Below are 25564 nucleotides of genomic sequence, written 5' to 3' on the forward strand. Positions count from 1 at the left end.
ATTCTTCTCGGGCTTACGCGCCACCAGGTTTACAGAAAAGAAGGCGCTCGGCAGCTGACTCAGTGTTTCGCCATGCTGCTTTACAAAGCTATCCAGTACCGGGCTAAAGTGCCCATAACGAATCGATGCACCAATCACCACCCGCTCGTAACGTTCCCAGCGAACAGCTTGAGCGTTATTAAGGTCAATAACATCACTCTCAACGCCAAGCCCACTCAGTTCAGCAGCAATCGTGTTAGCAATCTCGTGCGTCTGTCCATCGCGGGTGGAAAACAGAATCAATGTCTTCACGGATATGTCCTTATTCACGCCAGAAGGTTGGAGTAAAGAGTACTAATAAGGTAAAGACCTCAAGACGACCAAACAGCATATTGGCAATCAGGATCCATTTTGCCACTGGGTTCATACTGGCAAAGTTATCAGCCACCACACCCAACCCTGGACCCAGGTTATTAAGTGTCGCCACCACCGAAGCAAACGCCGAGAAGTCATCCACCCCGGTGGCGATAATAGCGAGCATGCTGACGATAAACACCAGCGCGTAGGCAGAGAAGAATCCCCATACCGCTTCGAGGATACGCTCCGGCAGCGCACGGTTCCCCAGCTTAATACTGTAAACCGCATTCGGATGCACCAGACGCTTCAGCTCGCGGTTACCCTGTTTGAACAGTAAAAGAATACGGATGACTTTCAGTCCCCCACCCGTCGACCCCGCACAACCACCGATAAACGCAGAGCACAGCAGCAGCACCGGGAGGAACAACGGCCAGCGGGCAATACTGTCGGTGGTGAATCCTGCCGTTGTCGCCATTGAGACAACCTGGAAGAAAGCCTGATTGAGTGTGGTCACGGCAGAGGCATAGACATTATGGAACCACAACACGACGGTGCAGATAACCACCAGCGTCAGCTGCACACCAATAAACATTCTGAATTCAGGGTCACGCCAGTAGACCTTTAAATTACGTCCACTTAATAAAGAGAAGTGCAGACCATAGTTACAGCCGGAGATCAGCAGGAAGACAGCAATAATGGTGTTGATCGTCGGACTGTCGAAATAGCCCACACTGGCGTCATGCGTCGAGAAGCCACCAATAGCGATGGTTGAGAAGCTATGTCCGATAGCATCGAATGCGGGCATACCGGCAAACCACAGCGCCAGCGCACAGGCGATTGTCAGCAAGACATAGATGAACCACAGGGTTTTCGCCGTTTCGGCAATTCGCGGGCGCATTTTATTGTCTTTCAACGGCCCCGGCATTTCGGCGCGATAGAGCTGCATCCCCCCAACACCCAGAATAGGCAGAATTGCCACGGCCAGGACGATGATCCCCATCCCCCCGAACCACTGCAGCATCTGACGATAAAAGAGAATGGCGTGCGGTAACGAGTCCAGCCCAACCAGCGTGGTCGCCCCAGTGGTCGTTAACCCCGAGAAGGATTCAAAAAATGCATCGGTGACCGTCAGGTTTGGGCTTTCGGAGAAGATGAACGGCAGCGCCCCCACGCTCCCCAGCACGGTCCAGAACAGGACAACGATAAGAAAGCCTTCGCGAGATTTGAGCTCGCTCTTCTCACGGCGGTTTGGCCACCACAGCATTGAGCCAATCGCCAGCGCAACGAAAAACGTTTGGGTAAACGCTCGCCCTGCTCCGTCGCGGTAGATCAGTGCCACCAGCCCTGGCAAAATCATCGTCCCGGAAAAGAGGATGATAAGAAGTCCAACAATTCGGGTTATGGCGCGAAAATGCATCTCTGCCGCTTCCTTAGGTATTTAAGTATGCAAAAAACAGGTGGGGATTATTCTTCAATCTTATCTAAATGCAACGCACCGCGACTGAAATCAGCGAGTTTTGACGAAAAAGCCGTCACTTCAGATTGCGGCAGCGCGACCCGAAGGCGAACCGCAGCCTGGTATTCGCTTGCGACAATTTTTCCGGAAAACTGCCCGAGCATCGTTTCAATGCCAGCCAACTGTCCGTATTCACACTGCAAAGTATATTCGGTTAATGGCGTCTTGCGCTGCGTCGTTAACTGAGCAAGCGCCTGGCTGACGCCACCGCCATAGGCTTTCACCAAACCGCCAGTGCCTAACAATACTCCGCCGTAGTAACGCACCACCACGGCGGTAATTTCCCCGACTCCACTTCCCATTAACTGGGCGAGGATCGGTTTCCCGGCCGTTCCGGCAGGTTCACCATCATCAGAAAAGCCCAGCTGTTGCGAGTCATCCGGTGGCCCGGCAACCCAGGCCACGCAATGGTGACGCGCATCCGGGTGTTCAGCCCGAACCGACTCAACAAAAGCTTTCGCCGCCTCCACGCCATCGGTGTGCGCCAACAGCGTGATAAAACGGCTCTTTTTGATCTCTTCGACAAAGGTGACCGGTGCGTTCGGTATCAGCCAGCTTTCCATTACGCCAGTTTCAGGTCCCGCGTCATGTTCTCAACGCTGTTCTCATGGATGACGACGTTGTCTTCAATACGAATCCCGCCGAACGGCTTCAGGGCATCAATTTTCTGCCAGTTGAAGTGTTTACTGAACTGGCCTTCACGCCACGGCATCAGCAGGGAGTCAATAAAGTAAATCCCCGGCTCAATGGTCAGCACCATGCGCGGTTGCAGCACGCGAGTGCAGCGCAGGTACGGGTATTTCGACGGTGTCGACAGGTGCGTACCGGTATCATCCTGCATAAAACCGGCTACATCATGTACCTGAAGACCCAATGGATGCCCGATACCGTGCGGCATAAACGGCCCGGTAAGATCGTTTTCCACCATCGCTTCTTCACTCATGTCGGTAACGATTTGATGCTTGCGCAGCAGTTTGGCAATGCGCTGATGGAACTGAATATGGTATTCGAGGTAGTTCACACCCGTTTTCATGGTCGCAATCAGCGCCAGTTGCTCTTCATTAACGTCTTTGACCAGATGGGCATAGTCGTTATCGCTGTGAGCTGACCAGGTACGGGTCAGGTCGGCGGCATAGCCGTTATATTCCGCCCCTGCGTCCAGCAAGAAGCTACGCAGCTCAGCAGGCGCACGGTGATCCAGTTTGGTGTAATGCAGTACGGAAGCATGCTCATTCAGCGCCACAATATTGCTGTAAGGCACATCGGTATCCCGGTGGCCGGTGGCCGTCAGGTAAGCGAGGTTAATGTCGAACTCGCTCATACCGGAACGGAAGGCTTCCTCAGCCGCGCGATGACCATTAACCGCCGTTTTCTGCGCTTCACGCATGCACGCCAGTTCATAATCGGTTTTGTAAGCGCGATAGTAGTGCAGGTAATCAATCACCCCTTTCGGGTTGATGTTGCTGGCGGTAATGTCCAGTGCCAGTGCGCGTTCCGGAACCGGGCCGATATAACCGATATTGCCGCGAGCGGCAGGTAACTGGCTGCCGATGCCATCGGCTTTCGGCAAGGCCATTACCTCAACCTCTTCCGTCCAGAAGGATGTCGGCAACGGTTCAACGTTGTGCCAGTAATCGACCGGCAGGTAGAACCACAGTTTCGGTTTGTTAACGCCATCCACCAGCAACCAGCAATTTGGAACCTGTGTGACCGGCACCCAGGCTTTAAACTGCGGGTTAACTTTAAACGGGTACGGATGGTCATCGAGAAAGACGTTGAACAATTCGCCGGAGTGAATCAACAGCGCATCGAGCTTGAAGCGCGCCAGTACATCGCGGGTACGTTCCTGTAACGTAACAATATGATTTTTATACAGCGCGGCCAGTGAGTCCATCATTCTTCCTTCTGTTTTTTTGACCTCATGTTTTCGCATCTTAGCACAGCTGCCCCAGGGAGCGAGATTTCCACTGAGCGTGATCGGCCCTGCAATTTCTTAATGATAAATTTGCAATTTGTTAACATAAAATCCACACTTCGCCTCATCTGGTACGACCAGATCATCTTGCTGGATTCAGGAGACTGACATGCTCTACAAAGGCGAAACCCTATATCTCAACTGGCTGGAAGACGGCATTGCCGAACTGGTGTTCGACGCCCCCGGCTCAGTGAATAAACTTGATACGGCAACCGTTGCCAGCCTCGGTGAGGCGCTGGACGTGCTGGAAAAGCAGGCCGATTTAAAAGCCCTGCTGCTGCGTTCTGAAAAAGCGGCATTTATCGTCGGTGCTGATATCACCGAATTCCTCTCCCTGTTCCTGGTTCCTGCAGAGCAACTGAGCACCTGGCTCCATTTTGCTAACAGCGTCTTCAGCCGCCTGGAAGATTTACCCGTACCCACGATTTCTGCTGTGAATGGCTACGCGCTGGGCGGCGGTTGCGAATGCGTACTGGCGACGGATTACCGTCTGGCTACCCCCGATCTGCGTATCGGTCTGCCGGAAACCAAACTCGGCATCATGCCAGGCTTTGGTGGTTCAGTACGCCTGCCGCGCCTGCTCGGTGCTGACAGCGCACTGGAGATCATTGCAGCCGGTAAAGATGTGGGTGCCGAAGAGGCGCTCAAAATCGGGCTGGTCGACGGCATTGTGAAACCAGAGAAGCTAAAAGAGGGGGCCATCGCCATCCTGCGCCAGGCCATTAATGACGATCTCGACTGGAAAGCCAAGCGCCAGCCGAAACTGGAACCGCTGCACTTAAGCAAAATTGAAGCGACCATGAGCTTCACCATTGCTAAAGGCATGGTGGCGCAGACAGCAGGCAAACATTACCCCGCGCCAATCACTGCGGTGAAAACCATTGAAGCGGCAGCGCGCTTTGGTCGTGATGAGGCGCTGAAGCTTGAAAACCAAAGCTTTGTGCCCCTGGCACACAGTAAAGAAGCCCGCGCTCTGGTGGGAATCTTCCTCAACGATCAGTTTGTGAAAGGCAAAGCGAAGAAGCTGACCAAAGACGTTGAAACGCCGAAACAAGCTGCGGTACTGGGTGCCGGTATTATGGGCGGCGGCATTGCTTACCAGTCGGCCTGGAAAGGCGTGCCGGTAGTGATGAAGGATATCAACGACAAGTCGCTGACGCTCGGCATGACCGAAGCCAGCAAACTGCTCAACAAGCAGCTTGAGCGCGGAAAAATTGACGGTCTGAAACTGGCTGGCGTCATCGCAACGATTCATCCGACTCTTGAGTACAGTGGTTTTGACCGTGTTGATGTGGTTGTCGAAGCAGTTGTTGAAAACCCGAAAGTGAAAAAGGCGGTGCTGGCGGAAACCGAAGATAAAGTTCGACCGGATACGGTGCTGGCCTCGAACACTTCGACGATTCCGATTGGCGAACTGGCCAGCGTGCTTAAGCGCCCGGAAAACTTTTGCGGTATGCACTTCTTTAACCCTGTGCACCGTATGCCGCTGGTTGAAGTCATTCGCGGTGAGAAAACCTCGGATGCCACCATCGCCAAAGTGGTGGCCTGGGCCAGCAAGATGGGCAAAACGCCAATTGTGGTCAACGACTGTCCCGGTTTCTTCGTCAACCGCGTGCTGTTCCCCTACTTCGCAGGCTTCAGCCAGTTACTGCGCGACGGTGCGGATTTCCGCAAGGTCGACAAAGTGATGGAGAAACAGTTCGGCTGGCCAATGGGTCCGGCATATTTGCTGGATGTGGTCGGCATTGATACCGCGCATCACGCACAGGCAGTGATGGCGGCAGGTTTCCCGCAACGCATGCAGAAAGATTACCGCGATGTCATCGATGCACTGTTCGACGCTAACCGCTTCGGGCAGAAAAATGGCCTCGGCTTCTGGCGCTATAAAGAAGACAGCAAAGGCAAGCCGAAGAAAGAAGAGGACGCAGCCGTCGATGACTTACTGGCAGACATCAGTCAGCCGAAGCGCGATTTTAGCGACGATGAGATTATCGCCCGCATGATGATCCCGATGGTCAACGAAGTGGTGCGTTGTCTTGAAGAAGGCATTATCGCAAGCCCGGCGGAAGCGGATATGGCGCTGGTGTATGGCCTCGGTTTCCCTCCGTTCCACGGCGGCGCATTCCGCTGGCTCGATACGCTCGGCAGCGCGAAATATCTCGATATGGCCCAGCAGTATCAGCAACTCGGTCCGTTGTATGAGGTACCTGCTGGTCTGCGTGAAAAAGCGCGCCATAACGAACCGTACTATCCCTCAGTTGAGCCAGCCCGCCCGGTTGGCGAACTGAAAACGGCTTAAGGAGTCACAATGGAACAGGTAGTCATTGTCGATGCAATTCGCACCCCGATGGGCCGTTCAAAGGGCGGCGCTTTTCGCCACGTGCGGGCAGAAGATCTCTCCGCACACTTAATGCGTAGCCTGTTGGCGCGCAACCCGGCGCTGGATGCCACTGCCCTGGACGACATTTATTGGGGATGCGTACAGCAGACCCTTGAGCAGGGTTTCAACATTGCACGTAACGCCGCGCTGCTGGCGGAGATCCCACATTCGGTACCCGCCACCACAGTTAACCGCTTGTGCGGTTCGTCAATGCAGGCACTGCACGATGCAGCCCGCATGATAATGACTGGCGATGCACAGGCATGTCTGGTGGGTGGCGTGGAACATATGGGCCATGTGCCAATGAGTCACGGCGTAGATTTTCACCCCGGCATGAGCCGTAATGTCGCCAAAGCAGCAGGGATGATGGGGCTGACGGCAGAAATGCTGTCGCGCATGCACGGTATCAGCCGTGAGATGCAGGATGCGTTTGCCGCCCGCTCTCATGCTCGCGCCTGGGCTGCCACGCAATCCGGTGCGTTCAGGAATGAAATCATTCCCACCGGTGGTCATGACGCCGACGGCGTGCTCAAACAGTTTAATTACGATGAAGTGATCCGCCCGGAAACTACCGTTGAAGCCCTTTCGGCGCTGCGCCCCGCCTTTGACCCGGTCAACGGCACGGTCACCGCCGGAACCTCTTCCGCCCTCTCCGATGGTGCATCCGCCATGCTGGTGATGAGCGAAAGTCGCGCCCGCGAGTTGGGGCTGAAACCCAGAGCCCGCGTGCGTTCGATGGCGGTGGTAGGCTGCGATCCGTCGATTATGGGTTACGGTCCGGTACCGGCATCAAAACTGGCGCTGAAAAAAGCCGGGCTATCCGTAGGGGATATCGATCTGTTTGAAATGAACGAAGCCTTCGCCGCGCAGATCCTGCCGTGCATTAAAGATCTGGGGCTGATGGAACAGATAGAGGAGAGGATCAACCTTAACGGCGGTGCGATCGCACTCGGTCACCCGCTGGGTTGTTCCGGTACGCGTATCAGCACCACCCTACTCAATCTGATGGAACGTAAAGACGCACAGTTTGGTCTGGCAACCATGTGCATCGGACTCGGTCAGGGGATCGCGACGGTGTTTGAGAGGGTGTAGATCAGCAAAAGTATCTCAAAGCCAATGGCGTCAGAACAAGGCGGCAAGCGAACGAATCCCGATGAGCTTACTGAAGTAAGTGATTCGGGTGAGCGAGCGCAGCCAACGCAGTTATGGCGTCACTGGCGAAGAGAGACAGTTTAGTTGCCGTTTTTCCCGCCTGTCAGGGGCGGGTTTTTTATTTCTTAAATAAACGCGAATGCATCGCCGAACAGGCGATCTTCACGTGCACCGCGTTCGTTGCAGAACAGGTCACGGGCAATTTTCGCCATTTCAAAACGGCCGGCAATGTAGATATCGTGCTCCGCGAGGGTGCCAAAATCCTGTAAGACCGCTGTCAGTACCGTACCGTTGCGGCCACGCCAGTTCTCTTCTGGCTGCTCAACCACAGCTTCGACACGCAGGTTCGGATGATTAACGGACAGGGCTTCCAGCTCGGCCAGATCGTAGAGATGCTTCTCTTCGCGACCACCCCAGTAAATGGTGATGTCACGGTTCGGGTTCTGTGCCAGCGCCGTTAACAGAATAGAGCGTGCGTAGGAGAAACCGGTTCCCCCGGCAATCAGCACCAGCGGACGCTCTTCGTCATCACGCAGCCAGGCTTCACCGTGCGGAATATCAATCACGATTTCACGGTCTTTCAGGATGCGATCCATCACCGCCATGGCGTAGAGATTGATCTCTGAAGCACCAATGTGCAGCTCGATAAACTCATGTTGATCGGGGGTAGAAGCCATTGAGAAGGGGCGTTTGTCTCGTTCATCCATCACTACCATTAAGTACTGGCCAGCGCGAAAAGAAAAAGCCGCTTCCGGCACTAAACGTACGCGATATACGGTATCGGTGATGGCATCTACCGAGGTCACTTTACAGCTTAAGGTTGTCATGCGCTCCCTCTGTCGGGTTCATACTTGTTGTCGTTGTGTCAGGCGAAAAACGGCGGTGCGTTACGCACCTTTACCGTCGCTAAAAATGGCCAGTTCATCCCAGATGGCGTCAATACGCGCCGTCACCTCAGGATCCTTTTTAATAGGGCGACCCCATTCACGCTGGGTTTCACCAGGCCACTTATTGGTGGCATCCAGTCCCATTTTTGAGCCAAGACCGGAAACCGGTGAGGCAAAATCCAGGTAATCAATCGGCGTGTTTTCAATCAGCACCGTATCGCGTGCCGGGTCCATACGCGTGGTAATGGCCCAAATCACGTCATTCCAGTCACGCGCATTGACATCGTCATCACACACAATCACAAACTTGGTGTACATAAACTGGCGCAGGAATGACCAGACACCCATCATGACGCGTTTTGCGTGGCCTGCGTACTGTTTCTTCATGGTGACCACCGCAAGACGGTAGGAACACCCTTCCGGCGGCAGGTAAAAATCGACGATTTCCGGGAACTGCTTTTGCAGAATAGGCACGAAGACTTCATTCAACGCCACGCCCAATACGGCGGGCTCATCCGGCGGACGGCCGGTGTAGGTTGAGTGATAAATCGCATCTTCACGCTGCGTAATGTGCGTCACGGTGAAAACCGGGAAATTGTCGATTTCATTATAGTAACCCGTGTGGTCACCATAGGGCCCTTCCGGCGCCATTTCACCCGGCTCAATATAGCCTTCCAGCACGATTTCCGCACTGGCAGGCACTTCTAAATCATTCGAGACGCATTTGACGACTTCAGTTTTGGTGCCGCGCAGCAGCCCGGCAAAAGCATATTCAGACAGCGTGTCCGGCACGGGTGTGACTGCTGCCAGAATGGTCGCCGGGTCAGCGCCTAAGGCAACAGAGACCGGGAAACGTTCGCCAGGATGCGCCTCGCGCCACTCCTGGAAGTCCAGCGCACCACCACGGTGGGACAACCAACGCATGATCAGCTTATTTTTACCAATCAGCTGCTGGCGATAAATGCCCAGATTCTGGCGTTCTTTATGCGGCCCCCGGGTGACGGTCAGTCCCCAGGTGATCAGCGGTGCTGCATCTTCAGGCCAGCACTGCATAATCGGGATTTTTGTCAGATCGACATCATCGCCCTGCACCACTTTTTGCTGGCAAGGCGCACCGCGCAGCCGTTTGGTCGGCATGTTCAGAACTTGTTTAAACTGAGGGAGCTTATCGAAGAGATCGCGAAAGCCTTTTGGCGGCTCAGGTTCTTTCAGAAAGGCCAGTAATTTCCCTACCTCGCGCAATGCACTGACATCTTCCTGCCCCATTCCTAACGCCACGCGACGCGGGGTACCGAACAGGTTGCACAGGACCGGCATGGAGTACCCTTTCGGGTTTTCAAACAGTAACGCCGGCCCACCCGCACGAAGCGTACGGTCAGCAATTTCCGTTATCTCCAGATGAGGATCCACCGGCAGCGTGATGCGTTTGAGTTCGCCCTGCTGCTCAAGCAGCGTCAGAAAATCGCGTAGGTCGTGGTATTTCATGGGGTTTATGCTGGCCTCTTGATTAGCGCTTTATTATACGGTGTTCATCTTCGTGTTGCTGTAATTTTGTTAAATTGAAGTGAAATACAACGGTAATGAGAGCGAGACGTATAATCAACTTAGCCATCTCGGCGTGCATTTGATATTCTTGCGCTCCGAACTTCCGGAAAAGAACATTATGCAATCCTGGTATCTACTTTACTGCAAACGTGGCCAGCTTCAGCGCGCCCAGGAACACCTCCAACGCCAGGCGGTTAACTGCCTGACGCCAATGATCGCGCTGGAGAAAATGGTTCGCGGTAAACGTACGACGGTCAGCGAACCTTTATTCCCCAACTATCTGTTTGTGGAATTCGATCCGGAAACCATTCACACCACCACCATTAACGCCACGCGCGGTGTCAGCCATTTTGTTCGCTTTGGTGCCCAACCGGCACTTGTGCCTTCAACGGTCATTCACCAGCTTTCGCTCTATAAGCCTGAAGGTGTAACCGATCCTGAAACGCCGTATCCTGGCGATCAGGTCATCATCACCGAAGGGGCACTGGAAGGCCTGCAGGCCATCTTTAAAGAGCCGGATGGCGAAGCCCGCTCCATGCTGCTGCTCAACCTGCTGAATAAACAGGTGATGCAGAGCATTAAAAACACCGACTTTAAGAAAGCGTAATCCCAAAGAGCGTCTCGACGTTTTTATCCAGAATCTCGTCCAGCCACGCCGCCTCTTCCCCACGCAGCCCGGCAACGCAGCGCAAAATATGCGCCAGATGCGCGGGTTCGTTGCGACGTGATTTGGGCTTCGGCGCTAAATCACGCGGTAGCAAATAAGGCGCGTCGGTTTCCACAAACAGGCGCTCAGCAGGAATGTGCGGCAGTACGTCACGCAATTCCAGCCCACGCCGCTCGTCACAAACCCAGCCGGTTATCCCGAGATACATACCACGAGCAAGGCAATCCTGGGCTTCACTTAATGTGCCAGTAAAGCAATGCAGTACCGCGCCAGGCAGCTTCTCCAGCCAGGGATCCAGCAACGTCAGAAAACGAGCATGGGCATCGCGGCAGTGTAAAAACACGGGCATCGAAAGCTCAGCCGCCAGCGCCAGCTGTGCGACAAACGCCCTCTCCTGCTCCTCTGGGGTGGAGAAGTTACGGTTAAAATCGAGGCCACATTCACCGATAGCCACCACTTCTGGCAGTGCTGCGAGCGTGCGAATGTTGCTTTCCGTCGCCTGGGTCCAGCTACTGCTGTCATGGGGATGTACCCCGGCGGTGGACCAGCAGTGCGAGTAATAACGCGCAAACTTCTGCGCCTGCTCGCTCTCATGCAGATTGGTTCCGGTCAGTAACATGCCGCTAAGGCCTGCCGCCTGAGCACGGGCAATTACCTCATCACGATCGTGAGAGAACTGGGAGCTGGTGAGGTTGACACCAATATCGAACATGCTTCACTCCATATGACAACCGCCCTGACGGGCGGCTGGATTTACTCTTCTGTGGTTTCTTCTTCGTCCTGCTCTCGACGACGCCCCTTGCCGGTGTAGAAACGGGCGAAGAACACGCCGACCTCAAACAGGCAGTACATCGGGATAGCCAGCAACGTCTGGGAGAACACATCTGGCGGCGTTAACAACATGCCGACCACAAATGCACCCACCAGCACGTAAGGACGTTTCTGGCGCAGCGATTCTGGTGTGGTTACGCCCATCCAGCACAGCAGCACAATCGCCACCGGCACTTCAAAGGAGACGCCAAACGCCATAAACAGCGCCATCACAAAGCTCAGATAACTGGCGATGTCCGTTGAAACCAGTACACCTTCCGGCGCGGTATTCGCCAAAAAGCCAAACGCGAGCGGGAAGACAACGAAATAGGCGAACGCCATCCCGATGTAGAACAGTAACGAGCTGGAGACCAGCAGCGGCACCACCAGCTTACGTTCATGTCGGTAGAGCGCTGGTGCGATAAACGCCCACACCTGGTACAAAATCACCGGCGCAGACAAAATCAGCGACACCATAAAGGTCAGTTTGATCGGCGTGAAAAAGGGCGATGCCACATCGGTCGCAATCATGGTTGCGCCCTGCGGCAACTGCTTGATCAGCGGCGCAGAAACCAGATGGTAGATGTCGTTAGCGAAGTAAACCAGCGCCAGGAAAATAGCGATCACCGCAATGATGCAGTTTAACAGGCGCTTACGCAGCTCAATCAGATGCGCGATGAGCGGTTGGGTATCATCAACAGCCATGTTCAGGATTTATCACTTGGAGAAGGGGTGGTTTCAGAAACCGGTTTAACGTCTGCTACCGGGGTTTCCGTCTTTTTCAGATCCGCCACATCAGGCGTCTGTTCCGGCGCACTGGCCTGGTTTTCCGCCGTTGAAGGCGTAACACCTTCATGCTGTTCTTCATTCCCCTTCACTATCGGGTTATGGATAGTGTGGGCTTCGTCGCTCGATTTTTCAGGATCGTTGACGGTGTAAGAACGCTTCATGGATTCTGCCGCCTGGCGCAACTCATCCATTGAGGCTTTGAGCTCCGGCGTCAGGTTTTCCAGGCTCGCCTTTTCAACCTTCTTCAGGCTGTCCTGAAACTCTTGCATTTTCAGTTCCTGCGCCAGCTCATTTTGCACTGTTGTTGCAAGAGAGCGCAGGGCTCTGACCCACCCTGCAACCGTGCGCACCGCAACGGGTAAACGTTGTGGACCGAGCACCACAAGGCCGATCACGAAGACTAATAACAGTTCGCCGAAACCAATATCAAACACGAATTACACCTGCTCTTTGTCGTGACGCTTTTCGTCTTTTTTCGCGTCTTCTTGCTTGTCAGCAAGAGATTTAGCCGTGAAATCCGCATCCTCTGCAGATTTGTCTTTATCTTGCTTGTCATCGTCGCTCATGGCTTTTTTAAAGCCTTTGATCGATGCGCCCAGATCGGAACCAATCGAACCCAGTTTTTTCGTTCCGAACAGCAGCACAACAATAACGGCAATGATCACCAAATTCCAAACACTGATACCACCCATACATGTTCCTCTGTAAGTGATGATGATAAAAACAGGCCTCAGTAAACATTACCGGGCCTCCCGGGAACGATGTGATACTTAGCGCGTTTTACGCCAGCCAACAAACCAGGCCATCACACCGGCAGCCATTAACCAACCAGGATTGAATCCCCATTCCGGCCGGTTAATCAGTAATAACGTACCACTCAGCAGCAATGTTGCGCCAATGCCAAATAAATAACGCGATTGCCCCTGACGCACATGATTGGATTGCAATTCAGCCGCGATTTTATCAACACTTATCTGTAGTTGCTTGCCGTGGCGCAAACTGTTGTAAATCAGTTCAGGTAGTTCTGGCATTTTTTCGATCCAGAACGGTCCTTTTTCTTTCACCGCCTTGATTAAGGCTGGCAGGCCCACCTGATCTTTTATCCAGGTTTCGAGGAAAGGTTTCGCCGTTTTCCACAAATCAAGCTGCGGATAAAGCTGACGCCCTACTCCTTCAACATACAGCAAGGTCTTTTGCAGCAAAACCAGCTGCGGCTGCACTTCCATATTGAAGCGACGCGCAGTGTTAAACAGATTCAGCAGCACGTGACCAAAAGAGATCTCAGCCAGCGGTTTTTCAAAAATCGGTTCGCAGACGGTACGAATGGCAAATTCGAACTCTTCGACATTGGTGTCTGGCGGTACCCAGCCTGAATCGACGTGCAACTCAGCAACTTTACGGTAATCACGATTAAAGAAGGCGATGAAGTTCTCCGCCAGATAGCGCTTATCTTCTTTGTTCAGCGACCCAACGATACCGCAATCAATCCCGATGTACTGAGGGTCTTCCGGATGGTCAAAGCTGACAAAGATATTGCCCGGGTGCATGTCTGCATGGAAGAAACTGTCACGGAACACCTGCGTGAAGAAGACCTGCACGCCGCGCTCGGCCAGCAGTTTCATGTTGGTGCCGTTTTTCTCCAGCGTCGCGACGTCTGACACCGGGATGCCGTAAATACGCTCCATCACCATCATGTTCTGACTGCAATAGTCAGAATAGACTTCCGGGATGTAGAGCATGGGGCTCTTATCAAAGTTACGCCGCAACTGGATGGCATTCGCCGATTCACGCAGCAAATCCAGCTCATCGATCAGCGTTTTTTCGTACTCACGCACCACTTCCTGCGGGCGCAAACGACGACCGTCCGGCAGCAGGCGCGGAACCCAGCCCGCCAGGCGATAAATCAGTTTCAAATCCGCTTTAATGATGGGCAGGATATCGGGGCGGATCACCTTAATGACCACCTCTTTGCCGTTCTCTTTCAGCCGCGCGGTGTGCACCTGAGCAATAGATGCCGATGCCAGCGGTTCAATGTCGAAATCATCAAACCACGCCTCGACCGGCTGGTCGCCCATCGCTTTTTCAATTTGCTGTTTGGCAAGACGACCATCAAAAGGCGCAACCCTGTCCTGCAACATCGCCAGTTGATCAGCAATCGTCGGTGGGAAGAGGTCACGGCGTGTCGATAACATCTGACCAAACTTGATCCAGACCGGACCCAGCTCCTGCAATGCCAGGCGCAGGCGCTCACCAAGAGGCTTCTCTTTGTGGCGGTTTGGCATCCAGAACAACATCTTCCGCCACAATCGCAATGGAAGCGTAATGCGCATTTTGGGGATGAGCTCATCAAGGCCGTAACTCAAAAAAGTCTGGATGATGAAATAAAGGCGCCGAATTTCTCCTGGCGTCATTTGCCCTCCAGTTTTTCCATACGTTTGATTAGGGCGTCGGCTGCACGTTCGACCGCAGCGGTTTCTTCCGCAAACCAGGCCACTTCCAGCGCCCCCGGTGCAAGGCGCCACTCTTCAGTCACGACTTCCGCAACATAGCGCTGCTGACGCTTGAAGGTATGCTCCACAAAGAAAGCACCCGCCCGCAGCGTTTTACCAATGCCTTCGGCCGCCACATCACCCGTCCAGGGAGCCAACAGCTCGGCCACGTCAAACTCTGCCAGATCCATCAGCGCAACCAGGTTCTGAACCACCTGAATATCACCCTGCACTTCCAGATCGCCAGAACGAATCAGGGCCGTCAGTTGCTGACGATCGCGCAGCGTAGGGAGCACACGCAGCCGGGTCACCACCGTACAATCGGCGTCACCTTCCCACTCACCTAACACGTCGACCTGGCGCTCGCTGAACGCCAGCACCAGCGGTGAAGTGAACTCTTTCAGTTCTACGCGTAACACTTTGCCATGCAGACGCTGCCGGGCCGGTTTTAAGGCTTTTTCACGATAGATGAAGGTATTAAACACGCGCTCAATACCTGCATTCACCAACGGCTTAAAGGGCATATAAACTCCTGTCAGAACTTATAGCCACGATGCAATGCCACCACGCCTGCGGTGAGATTGTAGTAATCCACGTTTTCAAAACCTGCGCCCTGCATCATCGCTTTCAGGGTTTCCTGATCGGGGTGCATGCGGATGGATTCCGCCAGATAGCGATAGCTGTCTGCATCGCTGGCAACCAGTTGCCCAATACGTGGCAGTACATGGAAGGAGTAGGCGTCGTAGACTTTACTCAGCGGTTCGATAATCGGTTTGGAAAATTCCAGCACCAGCAAACGACCACCCGGCTTCAGCACGCGGTACATGGATTTCAGCGCTTTCTCTTTTTCGGTGACATTACGCAGGCCGAAAGAGATGGTGATGCAATCAAAGGTGTTGTCCGGGAAAGGCAGTGCCTCGGCGTTAGCCTGCACGTATTCCACATTGCCAATGATGCCAATATTGCGTAGTTTTTCACGGCCCATCTTCAGCATGGACTCGTTAATGTCTGCCAGAACAACCTGACCCGTTTCACCGACCAGACGGGAGAATTTTGCCGTCAAATCACCGGTGCCACCCGCCAGATCCAGTACTTTTTGCCCACGACGCACACCACTACAGTCGATGGTGAAACGCTTCCATAAACGATGGATGCCCATGGACATCAAATCATTCATGACATCATATTTTGCAGCGACAGAATGGAAAACGTGCGCCACCATGTCGGCTTTCTGATCTTTAGCGACAGTCTGAAAACCAAAGTGCGTCGTTTCTTTTGAATCATCCGCCATCTTAATGCCTGCTATTGAAGAAAATGTTCGTGAAGTGTAACAGATTGGGCGCGATTGCCCTACGTTTCAACCTTAGCGAGATGTGTCGGTTTGAGAGGAAAAGAAGGATAAAATGGAATGAATACATCGTCCTCGATGTCGATGAATTGAGTGCAAAGCTTCTTACTGGCGCAACAGTTCCAGATTTATCCCGCCTTAAAAAACAAAAAAGGCCGAACAAGTCGGCCTTTAACGTATGCAAACAGAATTACACCAGACGGCGTGCCGCTTCGACGACAATTTTCACCGCATGACTTTCAGTCTGCTTCATGGTTTCCGCATTCGGGATTTCCTGCTGGGTACGGTTAACGATGACGCCAGCCACCATCCCCGCGCGCAGACCCTGGCTTGAACACATGGTCAGCAGTGTCGCAGATTCCATCTCATAGTTCATCACGCCCATTGACTGCCATTCTTCCATAGAGCCTTTGTAGCGGTTGACTACGCGGCCAGAGAAGGTGTCATAACGTTCCTGACCCGGGTAGAAGGTATCAGAGGATGCGGTTACGCCAATGTGGGTGGTGGCACCAACATCTTTCGCCGCCGCGACCAGTGCAGTGGTGCACTCGAAGTCTGCAACTGCCGGATATTCCATCGGTGCGAAGTGCAGGCTTGCGCCGTCCAGACGAACAGAGGCCGTCGTCACCAGTACGTCGCCAACGTTAATGTGCGGCTGAATTGCGCCGGTGGTGCCAACACGCAGGAAAGTACGGATGCCGAGCTGAGCTAATTCTTCAACAGCAATAGAAGTCGACGGGCCGCCGATACCGGTAGAGCAGACGATAACCGCTTTACCATCGAGCTCAGCACGCCAGGAGGTGAACTCGCGGTGGGATGCCAGCTTAACCGGCTTATCCATCAGCGCGGCGATCTTTTCCACACGCTCCGGATCGCCAGGGACGATAGCCAGGGTAGCCCCTTGTAAATCGTTTTTAGTGAGGCCGAGATGAAAAACATCAGACTTGGACATAAAGACTCCTCTGTGGTCAGGTTTAGTCAGAAGAAGCAAAAAGGTACTTTACAGAAGAGATGCGTGAAATTTCGTGACTAAGATCGCCATGGGGAAATTTGTTTGCATAACATTTCCATAAAATAGTGATTCGAATCACATTAACATATTCACCCTTACAACCCTGCTCCAAAGATAGCCTTTTTCTCACAGGAAGGTTTGCGCTTGTGCGGACTATAGTTACAGAAGCGCTAATAGCTAATAAAAGGTATGGAGAATGCCATGACAACCAATACACTGCCGGGCTACGCCCCCGCGGCTTCACCTCACGCGTCCACAACATTGCATACCCCGGAAGACGTCATCATCGCTGGCGAAACCACCATCCCAACCCAGGGCGACAGTATGCCTGCGTACCATGCGCGGCCAAAAAGTGCCACGGGTGCACTGCCTGTCGTACTGGTGATTCAGGAAATTTTCGGCGTGCATGAACACATTCGCGACCTTTGCCGTCGCCTCGCCCTGGAAGGCTACCTGGCCGTCGCCCCGGAACTCTACTTCCGCCAGGGCGATCCTAATGATTTTGCCGATATTCAGACCCTTTTTGACGGTCTGGTGACGAAAGTCCCGGATGCGCAGGTGTTGGCCGATCTCGATCATGTCGCCAACTGGGCCGCACGCAACGGCGGTGATGCCCAGCGCCTGCTGGCAACCGGTTTTTGTTGGGGCGGAAGAATTGCCTGGCTGTACGCCGCACATAACCCGCAGCTCAAAGCCGCGGTCGCCTGGTACGGCAAACTGGTGGGGCAAAAATCCCTGAATTCGCCCAAACACCCGGTGGATATTGCGGTTGATCTCAGTGCGCCGGTGCTCGGTCTGTATGGCGCCCAGGATACAGGCATTCCGCTCGACACTGTCGACACCATGCGCCATGCGCTGCGTGCCGCCAACGCCCGTGCGGAGATTGTTGTCTACCCGGATGCCGGGCATGCGTTTAATGCTGATTACCGCCCCAGTTACCATGAAGAGTCAGCCAAAGATGGCTGGCAGCGCATGCTGGACTGGTTTGCAAAATCAGGCGGCGTGTCCCGCGACAACTCAGTGGCGTAACCCGCAGCACTTTTTATATTTTTTACCGCTGCCGCAAGGACACAGGTCGTTGCGGCTGACGGTTCCCGGTTGAGCGGTTTTTACCGTAGGGCGATCGTCCTGCGCCACCCACTGCATAATGGTCGTGGGGGAATGACCATCCGCCAGAATCTCCCGCCAGACGTTCATCACCCGCGTAATATGCTTAAAGAAGTGCTGATAACCGGCGCACAGATAATTATGTCCAATGTGCCCGCCCGGTGAGACCGCAAAGCGGTGTTTTGGACAGCCCCCGTGGCAAACAAAACGAAAATCGCAGCGGTTACAATCGGCAGTCAGGCCGTCTCGCTTCGCCTCGCCAAAAGTGCGTGCCTGTTCGCTGTTATTCATCACCTCAATACTTTGCTGATGAATATTACCCAGCAGATGCTCGGGGTAGACAAAGTGATCGCAGTTATAGAGATCGCCGTTAGATTCCAGCGCAAAGGCGTGACCGCAGGTTTCGGAATGAACGCAGAGTACGGGAGGCTGTCCGTTCCAGGCAGCAAAAGCCACATCAAACATTTGCACTGATACTCGCCCTACGTCGCGGCGAATCCAGACGTCAAAAATCTGACTGAGAAACTCACCAAACTGCCAGGAGGGAACCGTCCAGGGGGTCAGAGTCGCTGCACTTTCTCCCGGCATCACCAGATTCAGCACCGTCGTTTGCGACGTACTCATCCGCTCCACCAGCGGAATAAACTGCATATGCCGGGAGCCTGACGCCAGCAGGAAGTCATACACTTCACGCGCATGGCTGACGTTGTGCTTGCCCACCACCGTCAGGGTATTGAATTGCACACCATGGGCTTTGAGCAGGGCCATCGCCGCTATCACCTGCTCATGGGTGCCTTTGCCAGCGCGATTTACCCGATACTGGTTATGCAGATGCGCCGGGCCGTCAATCGACAGGCCGACCAGGAAATGATGTTCGGCAAAGAACTGCGCCCATTCATCGTTGAGCACAATGCCGTTGGTTTGCAGGGCGTGTTCGATTTTCTTACCGTTGGCATAGTGCGCACAGAGCGCCACCACACGGCGGAAAAATCCCAGCCCCATCATGGTCGGTTCTCCACCCTGCCAGGCAAAAATCACACGGTTGCCGCTTTGCGCGGCAATCTGCTGCTGGATGTATTTTTCGAGAGTCTCATCCGACATGCACCAGTTTTTATTCCGCTCAGGGTAAAGCGCCTCTTTTTCGAGGTAAAAACAGTAGGTGCAATCGATGTTACACACCGACCCGGTCGGCTTCGCCATTACATGGCACCCTGCTACTGCCATATCGATAACATCCTCAATGCATCAAACGGAACAGAGCAGGTAGTGTAATGGAAAACGTCAGGGAGTCAGTACCAGAGGCGCGTCATTAGCGCCCAAGCTGCCATGAAGAGTCGGAAAGCGGGACAATCTGCCACTCTTCTTCGGTTTTACCCGGCGAGATCCACATCGGCACCACATTGCCGACGCGATCGCCGTAAGGCGTCCCGCTGGCGTAGTAACGAATCACGCGAAAGACACCTGAGTGCGCCACAATCAGCGGCATATCGTATTTTTCGAGCAGGCTGTTCAGCGCCTCCGTGACGCGGGTGCTGAAGGCTTCCCAGCTTTCTCCCCAGGGCGGCGTGCTTTCATACGGCGGGAGTTCAGAAATCGGGTGATTTTCCAGTAAGCCCCAGTCGCGCTCGCGCAGGCCATCATGCACCTCATAGGGCACCCCCGGCAGCGCCAGCTCTAACGTGTGACGGGCACGCTGGAGGGAACTCACCCCAACCCCGCTCCACTCCCAGGACTGGAGGATCGGCCCGGCGGCCAGCGCCTGCTTTTCACCCTCTTCAGTTAACGGCACATCCGTGCGTCCACCAATGAGTTTATCGCGATTCAACGGCGTCTCACCGTGACGAACAAAGACAAAAGGCTTACATATCAGTGACATTCATCAATTCCAGAATAGCTTTGCATCATAATCTCGCACTGTAGCGTTTGCTGCCAGCGCCCGACATCCTCAATCGGCGTAAACAGCGGGAACAGCATGCGGCAATCCAGGACAGCGACCAACGCCTGCAAGCTCTTCAGAGTCGGGTGCACATTCCAGCGGCAGAAATCCACTTCACCATTAAGCCACTGCTGCCGGGCGACACGGTTGAGGTGCCCCGTAAACAGCGTCCGGTGATGAAAATCGCCACGGGCACGCAGTTCCCTGGCCATACCACTCTGGCCGTCGGGATCGGCGGCGAACACCACATGAGCCTGCGGGGAAAACGGCGGGAGGGTCTGTAAGAGTTGCTTCAACTCTCCCTGCGCTTTCGGTCGCAGACTGCCATCGTTGTGTTCCACCATCTGCCGGAGCATCGCCTGGCAGGGTGCATCCAGCGCGATATCTGTGTGCCCTTGTCTTGCCAGCAGCATCGCCAGTTCCACGGCACGCCCGGAAGGCGGTACCGGACAAAGTGTAGGAAGAGAGAACAAGGTCTGCAATGTCTCCCACTGCGCAGACTGCGCCACATCGTACAAACCATAGGAGGCATCGAGCAGCGCCACATGCGCAGGAGGCGGGGTATCAAAGTGGAACAGCGCCGACTCCAGGCTGAAATCACCGCTGTAAAAAATGCCACCCGCAATGTTGAGATGAAACCAGACGCCGCCGAGCGCATGCCCGCAACTGCCTGTCGTTACCGTTATTTCGCCAAGCCGAAACTGGCCGCGCACCGGGATAATGCGAATGTCATGCCCGACGGGTAATGCCTGCGCGGTGATCGCCGTACAATAGACGGGGATTCCTGCCGGTAGCCTGCCGAGACCTGCAATATGATCCACATGATCATGGCTCAGCAATACCGCATCGAGATTATCCGGCACCGGCCAAAGATCTTCATCAGGATCCAGAGCGCCACCCGCATCGAGCAAAATACGCTGTTGCGCAGTGGTAATCAGGATCGCCGCCGGAGCTTTACTGTTCAGCCCACTGAGAACGTCAATACTTACCGTCACGCCGCCTCCAGCCGCCAGCCCTGCAGCAGGCGAACGCCCGTGCATTGCTGCTCACGCAGCGGAGAATGGTGGAAGGCGCTCAAGGTTTGTCCATCCTGCAGACGAAGCGCCAGCAAATAGCGCTCCCCCTGGAAAATACAGCTCTCCACCGTTGCAGTCAGGCCATTATCGGTGACCTGAACATGCTCCGGGCGAATCAGCACCTGCTGGCGCGGCCCGTCATTGCCGGATGCCAGGCCATTGTGCAACTGGATGCTGTCGAGATCCTGCACATCGCCATGACCGGCCAGCGAGACAATGTTGCCCTTGCCAATAAAACCCGCCACCCAGGCATTGTCAGGGTGCTGGTAGAGCGTCTGCGGCGCGCCCCACTGCATCAGTTCCCCTTTGTTCATCACCGCAATGTGGCTCGCCAGCGCCATCGCTTCAGCCTGATCGTGGGTGACATAAACAAAGGTCGCACCGGTACGACGATGAAAATCGCGGAAGGTCTGTTCCATGGTGGCACGCAGATGCCGATCGAGGTTGGCCAGTGGTTCATCCAGCAGCACCACCTGCGGCTCCGACACCAGGCAGCGAGCCAGCGCCACACGCTGACGCTGCCCACCGCTCAGTTCCTGCGGTGAACGATTGGCGTACGCGCCCAGCTCAACAATTTCTAATGCGTCCATCACCTGTTTCTGGCGTGCCGCGCCCTGTACTTTGCGCAATTTGAGCGGGTAGCCCACGTTCTCTGCCACCGTCATATGCGGCCACAGCGCGTAGGACTGGAAGACCATCCCCATGTCCCGCGTCTCCGGCGGCATATGGACACGCGCGTCTGCCAGCAGGCGATCGCCGAGGGTTAAACGCCCCGAAGAGAGATGCTCTAATCCGGCCAAAATGCGCAGCGTGGTGGTTTTCCCGCAGCCGCTCGGCCCGAGCAGCGCGGTAAACGCCCCCTCGGGAATGGTCAAATCCAGGTCCCGTACCACGAACTGATCGCCAAATGCTTTGCATAACCGTTCCAGTTTCAGTTCTGCCACGGAATCACTCCTTTGGGTAAATACTTGCCGAGATGGCTCAACAGCAGCATGACGCCTGCTACCAGGGCGACCACCAGTACGGAGATCGCTGAGGCCAGCACTTTGTTGCCACTCTCATCGAGATTAAAAATCACTACGCCGATGGTCTCTTTGCCCGCACTCCACAGCAGCGCCGACACCGTCAGTTCGTTCACCGCAGTCAGGAAGACCAACAGCGCGCCCGCAAACGCAGCCGGTGCCAACAGCGGCAGGACGATGTGCCGCAGGCGCTGGGAGAAATTGGCCCCCGCCAGACTTGCCGCCTCTTCCATTGCCGGATCGAGCTGCAACATGCTGTTGTGCACGGGTTTGAGGCACACCGTCAGGAAACGGGCGAGATAGGCGAGGAAAATGATGGTCAGTGTGCCGCTGAGGCTAATTCCCACCAGCGGCAGCGGGCGGGCGAACAGCAGGATAAAAGCAATCGCCAGCACCACGCCGGGCAGCGTATAAGGAATGTCGATCACGCTGTACAGCCAGCGCAGCGGACGGCTGGGGTACCGCACCAGCAGCCATGCCAGTGGCAGGCAGATCATCATCAACACCAGCGAGGCACTGACCGAAAGCGTTACGCTGTTAGTGAGTGCTCGCCAGGTCGCGCTCTGATCGTCAAAAATGGCACGCCAGGCCGAGAACGTCAGGGTGTCCATATTCAGCGGCACACCGAGCGTCGGCACCAGCGAGGTCACCAGCAACGCCAGCAGCGGTGCCAACAGAATGGCAAACAGCACCGTGCTTAACAGCAGCTCGGTTGCCAGCCGCCAGCGGCCCAGTTCAAAACTCAGTGCACGCCCTGCCATGCCAATCAGTGGCAGGGCATAGCGCCGCTGCATTCGCCCTTGCAGGGTTACGATGCCAATCGCCAGCACGCCCATCAGCACCGACAGCGCCGCCACATCGTTGAGCATTGACGGACCAAAGCTTGAGAGCGTCTGGTAAATCTGAATCGGCAGCACGAAATAGGAGATGGGAATGCCGAGCATAGCGGGGATACCGAAGTTCCCCAGTGCGGAGACAAAGGCAATCGCCGCGCCCGCCCACAGCGCGGTACGGCAAAGCGGCAATACGATGTCGAGAAACACCCGCCATAGCGATGCGCCGTTCAGGCGAGCGGCTTCAATTTGCTCTTTCGGCAGGCATTGCAGTTGGGTGCGTAGGGCCAGAAACACCAGCGGTGCATGCTGAATGCCCAGCAACAGCGCAATACCTTCCGGCGAATAAAGGGGATTCGGACTCCCGAATGCCGGGGCTAAACCAATGCTGTTAAGCAGAATGCTGCTCGGCCCGAACAGTTGCAGCCAGCTCAGGGCCGTCACCTGCGGGGGGATCATCATCGGCAGCATAAACAGGAACACCCAGATCTGCTTGCCGCGAATATTGGTCAGCGCCAGGCAGAAGGCGAACAGGCTACCCAGAATCAGCGACAGCAAGGTGCCCAGTCCGCTGGTGTAGAGGCTGTTATAGAGCGCAACCCAGGTGGAATGGTTACTGAGCACGCGCCACAGGCTGCTGTTACTGCCCTGCTGCCAGTCGAAAAGTGCCGAGATCAGCAGCCTCAGGCTAGGGAGCAAACTGAGCAGCGCGAGCAGGCAGAGTAAAAGCCACAGCAGCCCCTTCGGGGGGCTGCTGGTGGCGGGCTGACGTAGGGTCATCGCAGTCATGACTTAGCGGTTTCCGAAGAGATCGGCAAAACGTTTTTTATTTGGTTCGGCATCTGCCAGTGCTTTCGCCGGGTCGTAGGCCATCAGCTTGATGCTGTCGCGCGCCGGGAAGCCCTGCGGAACCGGCAGGTTTGGGTCAGCCGTCAGATAACCCTGTTTCAGTACCAGCTTCTGGCCGTCCGGGGAGAGCACAAAATCGATAAAGGCTTTTGCCCCTTCCACGTTTTTCGCATCTTTCATCATCGCGACCGGCTCGGTCACAATGCTGACGCCCTCTTTCGGGAAGACGAACTCGATAGGTGCACCCTTGGCTTTTTCACGGATCGCCATGTAGTCCACCAGCACGCCATAGGCTTTGCTGCCGGAGGTAATCGCGCTCATCACACCGCCGTTACCGCTCTGCGGCATCGCCCCGTTCTCTTTCAGTTTCTCGTAATACTGCCAGCCGAGCTGCGGGTCATTCATCAGTGTGGCGAGGTGAATTTGCGCCGCGCCGGAATAGAGCGGGCTTGGCAGCGTGGTCATGTTTTTCAGCTCAGGCTTGAGCAGATCCTGCCAGGATTCCGGCTTCACCGGCGCTTTGGTGTGGTAAGCAATCCCGGTGGTGATGAGTTTGGTGCCGTAGTAGTAACCGTCTTTGTCGTACAACTGGGCGTCGTAGCGGCTGGCCTGCGGTGACTTATATGCCACCAGCAGATTTTGTTGCTTCAGGGATTCCATCGTCACGCTGTCAGCGATGAGCAGCACGTCCGGGCTGGCACCACCGGCAGCGATTTCCGCCTGCAGACGGGCAATCAGCTTGGTGGTTCCATCACGAATCCATTTCACTTCCACATCCGGGTGTGCCTGCTCAAAAGCACTGACCGTCATTTGTGCATCTTCGTTAGGCTGGCTGGTGTAGAGCGTGAGGGTAGATTTGGCGAAGGCCGACGCGCTCATCATTGCCAGAAAGACCACAGCCAGTGCAGGTGTTTTACTCATGTTTTCATCCCCTTGGTTTTCGTTGTGACGATTAAAACAAGGGAATCTGACAGAAATATGACCCGTTTTTTTCGTAGTAATAATTTCATATTCGCGGGCTAGCATGAGCGAAAATGCCTTAAGCAGGATGCGAATATGACTCCGGAAGCACGCCGCAGCGAGATTGTCTCTCTCGTTACCGAACAGGGTGAAAGCAGCATTGAACAACTGGCCCACTACTTCGGCGTTTCGTTACAAACCGTGCGCAGCGACCTGCGCGAACTGACCGCGCAGGGTCTGTTACTGCGCCGCCATGGCATGGTCGCCCCTTTCGCACGCGAAAATATCGGTTATCAACAGCGTGAGATTGTGAACGTGGTCGGCAAACGCTGGATTGGCGAGCGCGTCGTGCAGTTACTCAGCGAGGCGGAAAGCTGTTTTCTCGGTACCGGCACCACCGTCGAGATGGTCGCCCGCGCCCTGCCAGTGGATACCCAACTGGCAGTCTGTACCAACAATCTCCATGCTGCCACGCCGCTCAGCCAGTTAGCGGGCTGCGAACTGACCGTCTCAGGCGGGAGAGTACGCAAGCGCGATCTGGACGTGATTGGCAGCGATGCCCTGACTTTTTTCCGCCGCTATCGGGTCGACGTCGGCGTGGTATCCGTGGGCGGCATTGGTGAAGAGGGTGAGCTGTATGATTTTAACGACGAGGAAGTGGTGGCCCGCCAGGCGCTGGTCGCCAGTGCCGAAGTCAACGTGCTGGTGGTAGACAGCACCAAATTTGGCCGCCGGGCAATGTGTCGCAACGGCGATATCGGCGATTTTCACTATGTGGTCAGCGATCGGGCACCCACACAGCAGCAAAAAGCGCTGCTGGCGCAGCGCAATACAAAATGGTTGTGTCGGGAGGAGGAGTAACGCGCCACCCTGAA

General features: G+C 55.0%; 25 protein-coding genes. 5 read left to right on the forward strand and 20 right to left on the reverse strand.

The genetic code is table 11. From position 1 onward, the window contains the following. From AC5JPW_RS03310 to pepQ, 4 genes are all read right to left on the reverse strand, one after another. Positions 1-291, reverse strand: a 291-nt coding sequence (locus AC5JPW_RS03310) for a flavodoxin domain-containing protein (protein WP_494238253.1), incomplete at its 3' end; no start/stop codon positions are given. A gap of 10 nt (positions 292-301) precedes the next feature. Then, the gene (gene trkH / locus AC5JPW_RS03315; protein ID WP_494238254.1) at positions 302-1753 is read right to left on the reverse strand and encodes a Trk system potassium transporter TrkH; all 1452 of its coding nucleotides are present in this window, start codon (positions 1751-1753) and stop codon (positions 302-304) included. A gap of 47 nt (positions 1754-1800) precedes the next feature. Then, positions 1801-2415 (reverse strand): IMPACT family protein, encoded by a 615-nt coding sequence (locus tag AC5JPW_RS03320; RefSeq protein ID WP_494238255.1) that lies wholly within the window; start codon positions 2413-2415, stop codon positions 1801-1803. After that, positions 2415-3746 (reverse strand): Xaa-Pro dipeptidase, encoded by a 1332-nt coding sequence (gene pepQ, locus AC5JPW_RS03325; RefSeq protein ID WP_494238328.1) that lies wholly within the window; start codon positions 3744-3746, stop codon positions 2415-2417. Before pepQ ends, AC5JPW_RS03320 begins: the two co-directional genes overlap by 1 nt. Positions 3747-3936: 190 nt before the next feature. Between pepQ and fadB the strand changes: the two genes are divergently transcribed. Then, positions 3937-6126, forward strand: a complete 2190-nt coding sequence (fadB, locus tag AC5JPW_RS03330; protein WP_494238256.1) for a fatty acid oxidation complex subunit alpha FadB — start codon at positions 3937-3939, stop codon at positions 6124-6126. Positions 6127-6135: 9 nt separating this feature from the next. Next, positions 6136-7299: an acetyl-CoA C-acyltransferase FadA gene (gene fadA, locus AC5JPW_RS03335; RefSeq protein ID WP_494238257.1), complete on the forward strand. Its 1164-nt coding sequence runs from the start codon at positions 6136-6138 to the stop codon at positions 7297-7299. A gap of 185 nt (positions 7300-7484) precedes the next feature. Here fadA and fre read toward each other — a convergent pair whose 3' ends face one another. After that, positions 7485-8186: an NAD(P)H-flavin reductase gene (gene fre / locus AC5JPW_RS03340; RefSeq protein WP_494238258.1), complete on the reverse strand. Its 702-nt coding sequence runs from the start codon at positions 8184-8186 to the stop codon at positions 7485-7487. 60 nt (positions 8187-8246) lie between these two features. Then, positions 8247-9740, reverse strand: coding sequence for a 4-hydroxy-3-polyprenylbenzoate decarboxylase (ubiD, locus tag AC5JPW_RS03345; RefSeq protein WP_494238329.1), 1494 nt, complete (start codon positions 9738-9740; stop codon positions 8247-8249). A 169-nt stretch (positions 9741-9909) separates the two neighbouring features. On the opposite strand from ubiD, the gene rfaH reads away from it, so the two are divergent. Next, entirely contained in the window at positions 9910-10398 is a 489-nt protein-coding gene (gene rfaH / locus AC5JPW_RS03350; RefSeq protein ID WP_494238259.1) for a transcription/translation regulatory transformer protein RfaH, read from the forward strand. Here the strand turns inward: rfaH and tatD are convergent. From tatD to udp, 8 genes are all read right to left on the reverse strand, one after another. After that, on the reverse strand, positions 10385-11170 hold the full coding sequence (gene tatD, locus AC5JPW_RS03355) for a 3'-5' ssDNA/RNA exonuclease TatD (RefSeq protein ID WP_494238260.1): 786 nt from the start codon (positions 11168-11170) through the stop codon (positions 10385-10387). The two genes, rfaH and tatD, sit on opposite strands and share 14 nt — an antisense overlap. A 41-nt stretch (positions 11171-11211) precedes the next feature. Beyond that, positions 11212-11973, reverse strand: a complete 762-nt coding sequence (gene tatC / locus AC5JPW_RS03360; protein ID WP_494238261.1) for a Sec-independent protein translocase subunit TatC — start codon at positions 11971-11973, stop codon at positions 11212-11214. Between the two features lie 2 nt (positions 11974-11975). Further along, complete coding sequence (gene tatB, locus AC5JPW_RS03365) at positions 11976-12491, reverse strand: Sec-independent protein translocase protein TatB (RefSeq protein ID WP_494238262.1); 516 nt, start codon at positions 12489-12491, stop codon at positions 11976-11978. Positions 12492-12494: 3 nt separating this feature from the next. Then, positions 12495-12749 carry a Sec-independent protein translocase subunit TatA gene (tatA, locus tag AC5JPW_RS03370; RefSeq protein WP_494238263.1) on the reverse strand — a complete coding sequence of 85 codons (255 nt, stop codon included), beginning with the start codon at positions 12747-12749 and terminating at the stop codon, positions 12495-12497. Between the two features lie 78 nt (positions 12750-12827). After that, on the reverse strand, positions 12828-14468 hold the full coding sequence (ubiB, locus tag AC5JPW_RS03375; protein WP_494238264.1) for a ubiquinone biosynthesis regulatory protein kinase UbiB: 1641 nt from the start codon (positions 14466-14468) through the stop codon (positions 12828-12830). Further along, the gene (gene ubiJ, locus AC5JPW_RS03380) at positions 14465-15070 is read right to left on the reverse strand and encodes a ubiquinone biosynthesis protein UbiJ (RefSeq protein ID WP_494238265.1); all 606 of its coding nucleotides are present in this window, start codon (positions 15068-15070) and stop codon (positions 14465-14467) included. The genes ubiB and ubiJ overlap by 4 nt, the downstream gene beginning before the upstream one ends. A gap of 11 nt (positions 15071-15081) precedes the next feature. Continuing rightward, entirely contained in the window at positions 15082-15837 is a 756-nt protein-coding gene (gene ubiE / locus AC5JPW_RS03385) for a bifunctional demethylmenaquinone methyltransferase/2-methoxy-6-polyprenyl-1,4-benzoquinol methylase UbiE (protein WP_494238266.1), read from the reverse strand. Between the two features lie 247 nt (positions 15838-16084). Further along, positions 16085-16846 carry a uridine phosphorylase gene (udp, locus tag AC5JPW_RS03390; RefSeq protein ID WP_494238267.1) on the reverse strand — a complete coding sequence of 254 codons (762 nt, stop codon included), beginning with the start codon at positions 16844-16846 and terminating at the stop codon, positions 16085-16087. A 261-nt stretch (positions 16847-17107) separates the two neighbouring features. On the opposite strand from udp, the gene AC5JPW_RS03395 reads away from it, so the two are divergent. Next, positions 17108-17935, forward strand: a complete 828-nt coding sequence (locus tag AC5JPW_RS03395) for a dienelactone hydrolase family protein (RefSeq protein ID WP_494238268.1) — start codon at positions 17108-17110, stop codon at positions 17933-17935. Here the strand turns inward: AC5JPW_RS03395 and AC5JPW_RS03400 are convergent. From AC5JPW_RS03400 to AC5JPW_RS03425, 6 genes are all read right to left on the reverse strand, one after another. Further along, complete coding sequence (locus AC5JPW_RS03400; RefSeq protein ID WP_494238269.1) at positions 17924-19237, reverse strand: anaerobic sulfatase maturase; 1314 nt, start codon at positions 19235-19237, stop codon at positions 17924-17926. The two genes, AC5JPW_RS03395 and AC5JPW_RS03400, sit on opposite strands and share 12 nt — an antisense overlap. Before the next feature lie 85 nt (positions 19238-19322). Further along, positions 19323-19889 carry a histidine phosphatase family protein gene (locus AC5JPW_RS03405; RefSeq protein WP_494238270.1) on the reverse strand — a complete coding sequence of 189 codons (567 nt, stop codon included), beginning with the start codon at positions 19887-19889 and terminating at the stop codon, positions 19323-19325. Next, the gene (locus AC5JPW_RS03410) at positions 19880-20989 is read right to left on the reverse strand and encodes an MBL fold metallo-hydrolase (protein WP_494238271.1); all 1110 of its coding nucleotides are present in this window, start codon (positions 20987-20989) and stop codon (positions 19880-19882) included. The genes AC5JPW_RS03405 and AC5JPW_RS03410 overlap by 10 nt, the downstream gene beginning before the upstream one ends. Further along, positions 20941-21969, reverse strand: coding sequence for an ABC transporter ATP-binding protein (locus tag AC5JPW_RS03415; protein ID WP_494238272.1), 1029 nt, complete (start codon positions 21967-21969; stop codon positions 20941-20943). Before AC5JPW_RS03415 ends, AC5JPW_RS03410 begins: the two co-directional genes overlap by 49 nt. Beyond that, entirely contained in the window at positions 21957-23669 is a 1713-nt protein-coding gene (locus AC5JPW_RS03420) for an ABC transporter permease (RefSeq protein ID WP_494238273.1), read from the reverse strand. The genes AC5JPW_RS03415 and AC5JPW_RS03420 overlap by 13 nt, the downstream gene beginning before the upstream one ends. A gap of 3 nt (positions 23670-23672) precedes the next feature. Further along, positions 23673-24650 carry an ABC transporter substrate-binding protein gene (locus AC5JPW_RS03425; protein ID WP_494238274.1) on the reverse strand — a complete coding sequence of 326 codons (978 nt, stop codon included), beginning with the start codon at positions 24648-24650 and terminating at the stop codon, positions 23673-23675. Positions 24651-24785: 135 nt separating this feature from the next. On the opposite strand from AC5JPW_RS03425, the gene AC5JPW_RS03430 reads away from it, so the two are divergent. Further along, on the forward strand, positions 24786-25550 hold the full coding sequence (locus AC5JPW_RS03430) for a DeoR/GlpR family DNA-binding transcription regulator (protein ID WP_494238275.1): 765 nt from the start codon (positions 24786-24788) through the stop codon (positions 25548-25550). Positions 25551-25564: the final 14 nt, after the last annotated feature.

Source organism: Phytobacter sp. (assembly GCF_059074235.1).

Excerpts from the sequence above, each read along its gene's own strand:
- AC5JPW_RS03405 (WP_494238270.1), bottom strand. The coding sequence starts at position 19,889 with ATGTCACTGATATGTAAGCCTTTTGTCTTTGTTCGTCACGGTGAGACG.
- ubiJ (WP_494238265.1), bottom strand. The coding sequence starts at position 15,070 with ATGCCCTTTAAGCCGTTGGTGAATGCAGGTATTGAGCGCGTGTTTAAT.
- tatA (WP_494238263.1), bottom strand. The coding sequence starts at position 12,749 with ATGGGTGGTATCAGTGTTTGGAATTTGGTGATCATTGCCGTTATTGTT.
- ubiB (WP_494238264.1), bottom strand. The coding sequence starts at position 14,468 with ATGACGCCAGGAGAAATTCGGCGCCTTTATTTCATCATCCAGACTTTT.
- tatC (WP_494238261.1), bottom strand. The coding sequence starts at position 11,973 with ATGGCTGTTGATGATACCCAACCGCTCATCGCGCATCTGATTGAGCTG.
- AC5JPW_RS03430 (WP_494238275.1), top strand. The coding sequence starts at position 24,786 with ATGACTCCGGAAGCACGCCGCAGCGAGATTGTCTCTCTCGTTACCGAA.
- fre (WP_494238258.1), bottom strand. The coding sequence starts at position 8,186 with ATGACAACCTTAAGCTGTAAAGTGACCTCGGTAGATGCCATCACCGAT.
- trkH (WP_494238254.1), bottom strand. The coding sequence starts at position 1,753 with ATGCATTTTCGCGCCATAACCCGAATTGTTGGACTTCTTATCATCCTC.
- AC5JPW_RS03400 (WP_494238269.1), bottom strand. The coding sequence starts at position 19,237 with ATGGCAGTAGCAGGGTGCCATGTAATGGCGAAGCCGACCGGGTCGGTG.
- udp (WP_494238267.1), bottom strand. The coding sequence starts at position 16,846 with ATGTCCAAGTCTGATGTTTTTCATCTCGGCCTCACTAAAAACGATTTA.
- AC5JPW_RS03420 (WP_494238273.1), bottom strand. The coding sequence starts at position 23,669 with ATGACTGCGATGACCCTACGTCAGCCCGCCACCAGCAGCCCCCCGAAG.
- fadA (WP_494238257.1), top strand. The coding sequence starts at position 6,136 with ATGGAACAGGTAGTCATTGTCGATGCAATTCGCACCCCGATGGGCCGT.
- AC5JPW_RS03425 (WP_494238274.1), bottom strand. The coding sequence starts at position 24,650 with ATGAGTAAAACACCTGCACTGGCTGTGGTCTTTCTGGCAATGATGAGC.
- rfaH (WP_494238259.1), top strand. The coding sequence starts at position 9,910 with ATGCAATCCTGGTATCTACTTTACTGCAAACGTGGCCAGCTTCAGCGC.
- AC5JPW_RS03320 (WP_494238255.1), bottom strand. The coding sequence starts at position 2,415 with ATGGAAAGCTGGCTGATACCGAACGCACCGGTCACCTTTGTCGAAGAG.
- AC5JPW_RS03395 (WP_494238268.1), top strand. The coding sequence starts at position 17,108 with ATGACAACCAATACACTGCCGGGCTACGCCCCCGCGGCTTCACCTCAC.
- fadB (WP_494238256.1), top strand. The coding sequence starts at position 3,937 with ATGCTCTACAAAGGCGAAACCCTATATCTCAACTGGCTGGAAGACGGC.
- tatD (WP_494238260.1), bottom strand. The coding sequence starts at position 11,170 with ATGTTCGATATTGGTGTCAACCTCACCAGCTCCCAGTTCTCTCACGAT.
- AC5JPW_RS03410 (WP_494238271.1), bottom strand. The coding sequence starts at position 20,989 with ATGCACGGGCGTTCGCCTGCTGCAGGGCTGGCGGCTGGAGGCGGCGTG.
- ubiE (WP_494238266.1), bottom strand. The coding sequence starts at position 15,837 with ATGGCGGATGATTCAAAAGAAACGACGCACTTTGGTTTTCAGACTGTC.
- pepQ (WP_494238328.1), bottom strand. The coding sequence starts at position 3,746 with ATGGACTCACTGGCCGCGCTGTATAAAAATCATATTGTTACGTTACAG.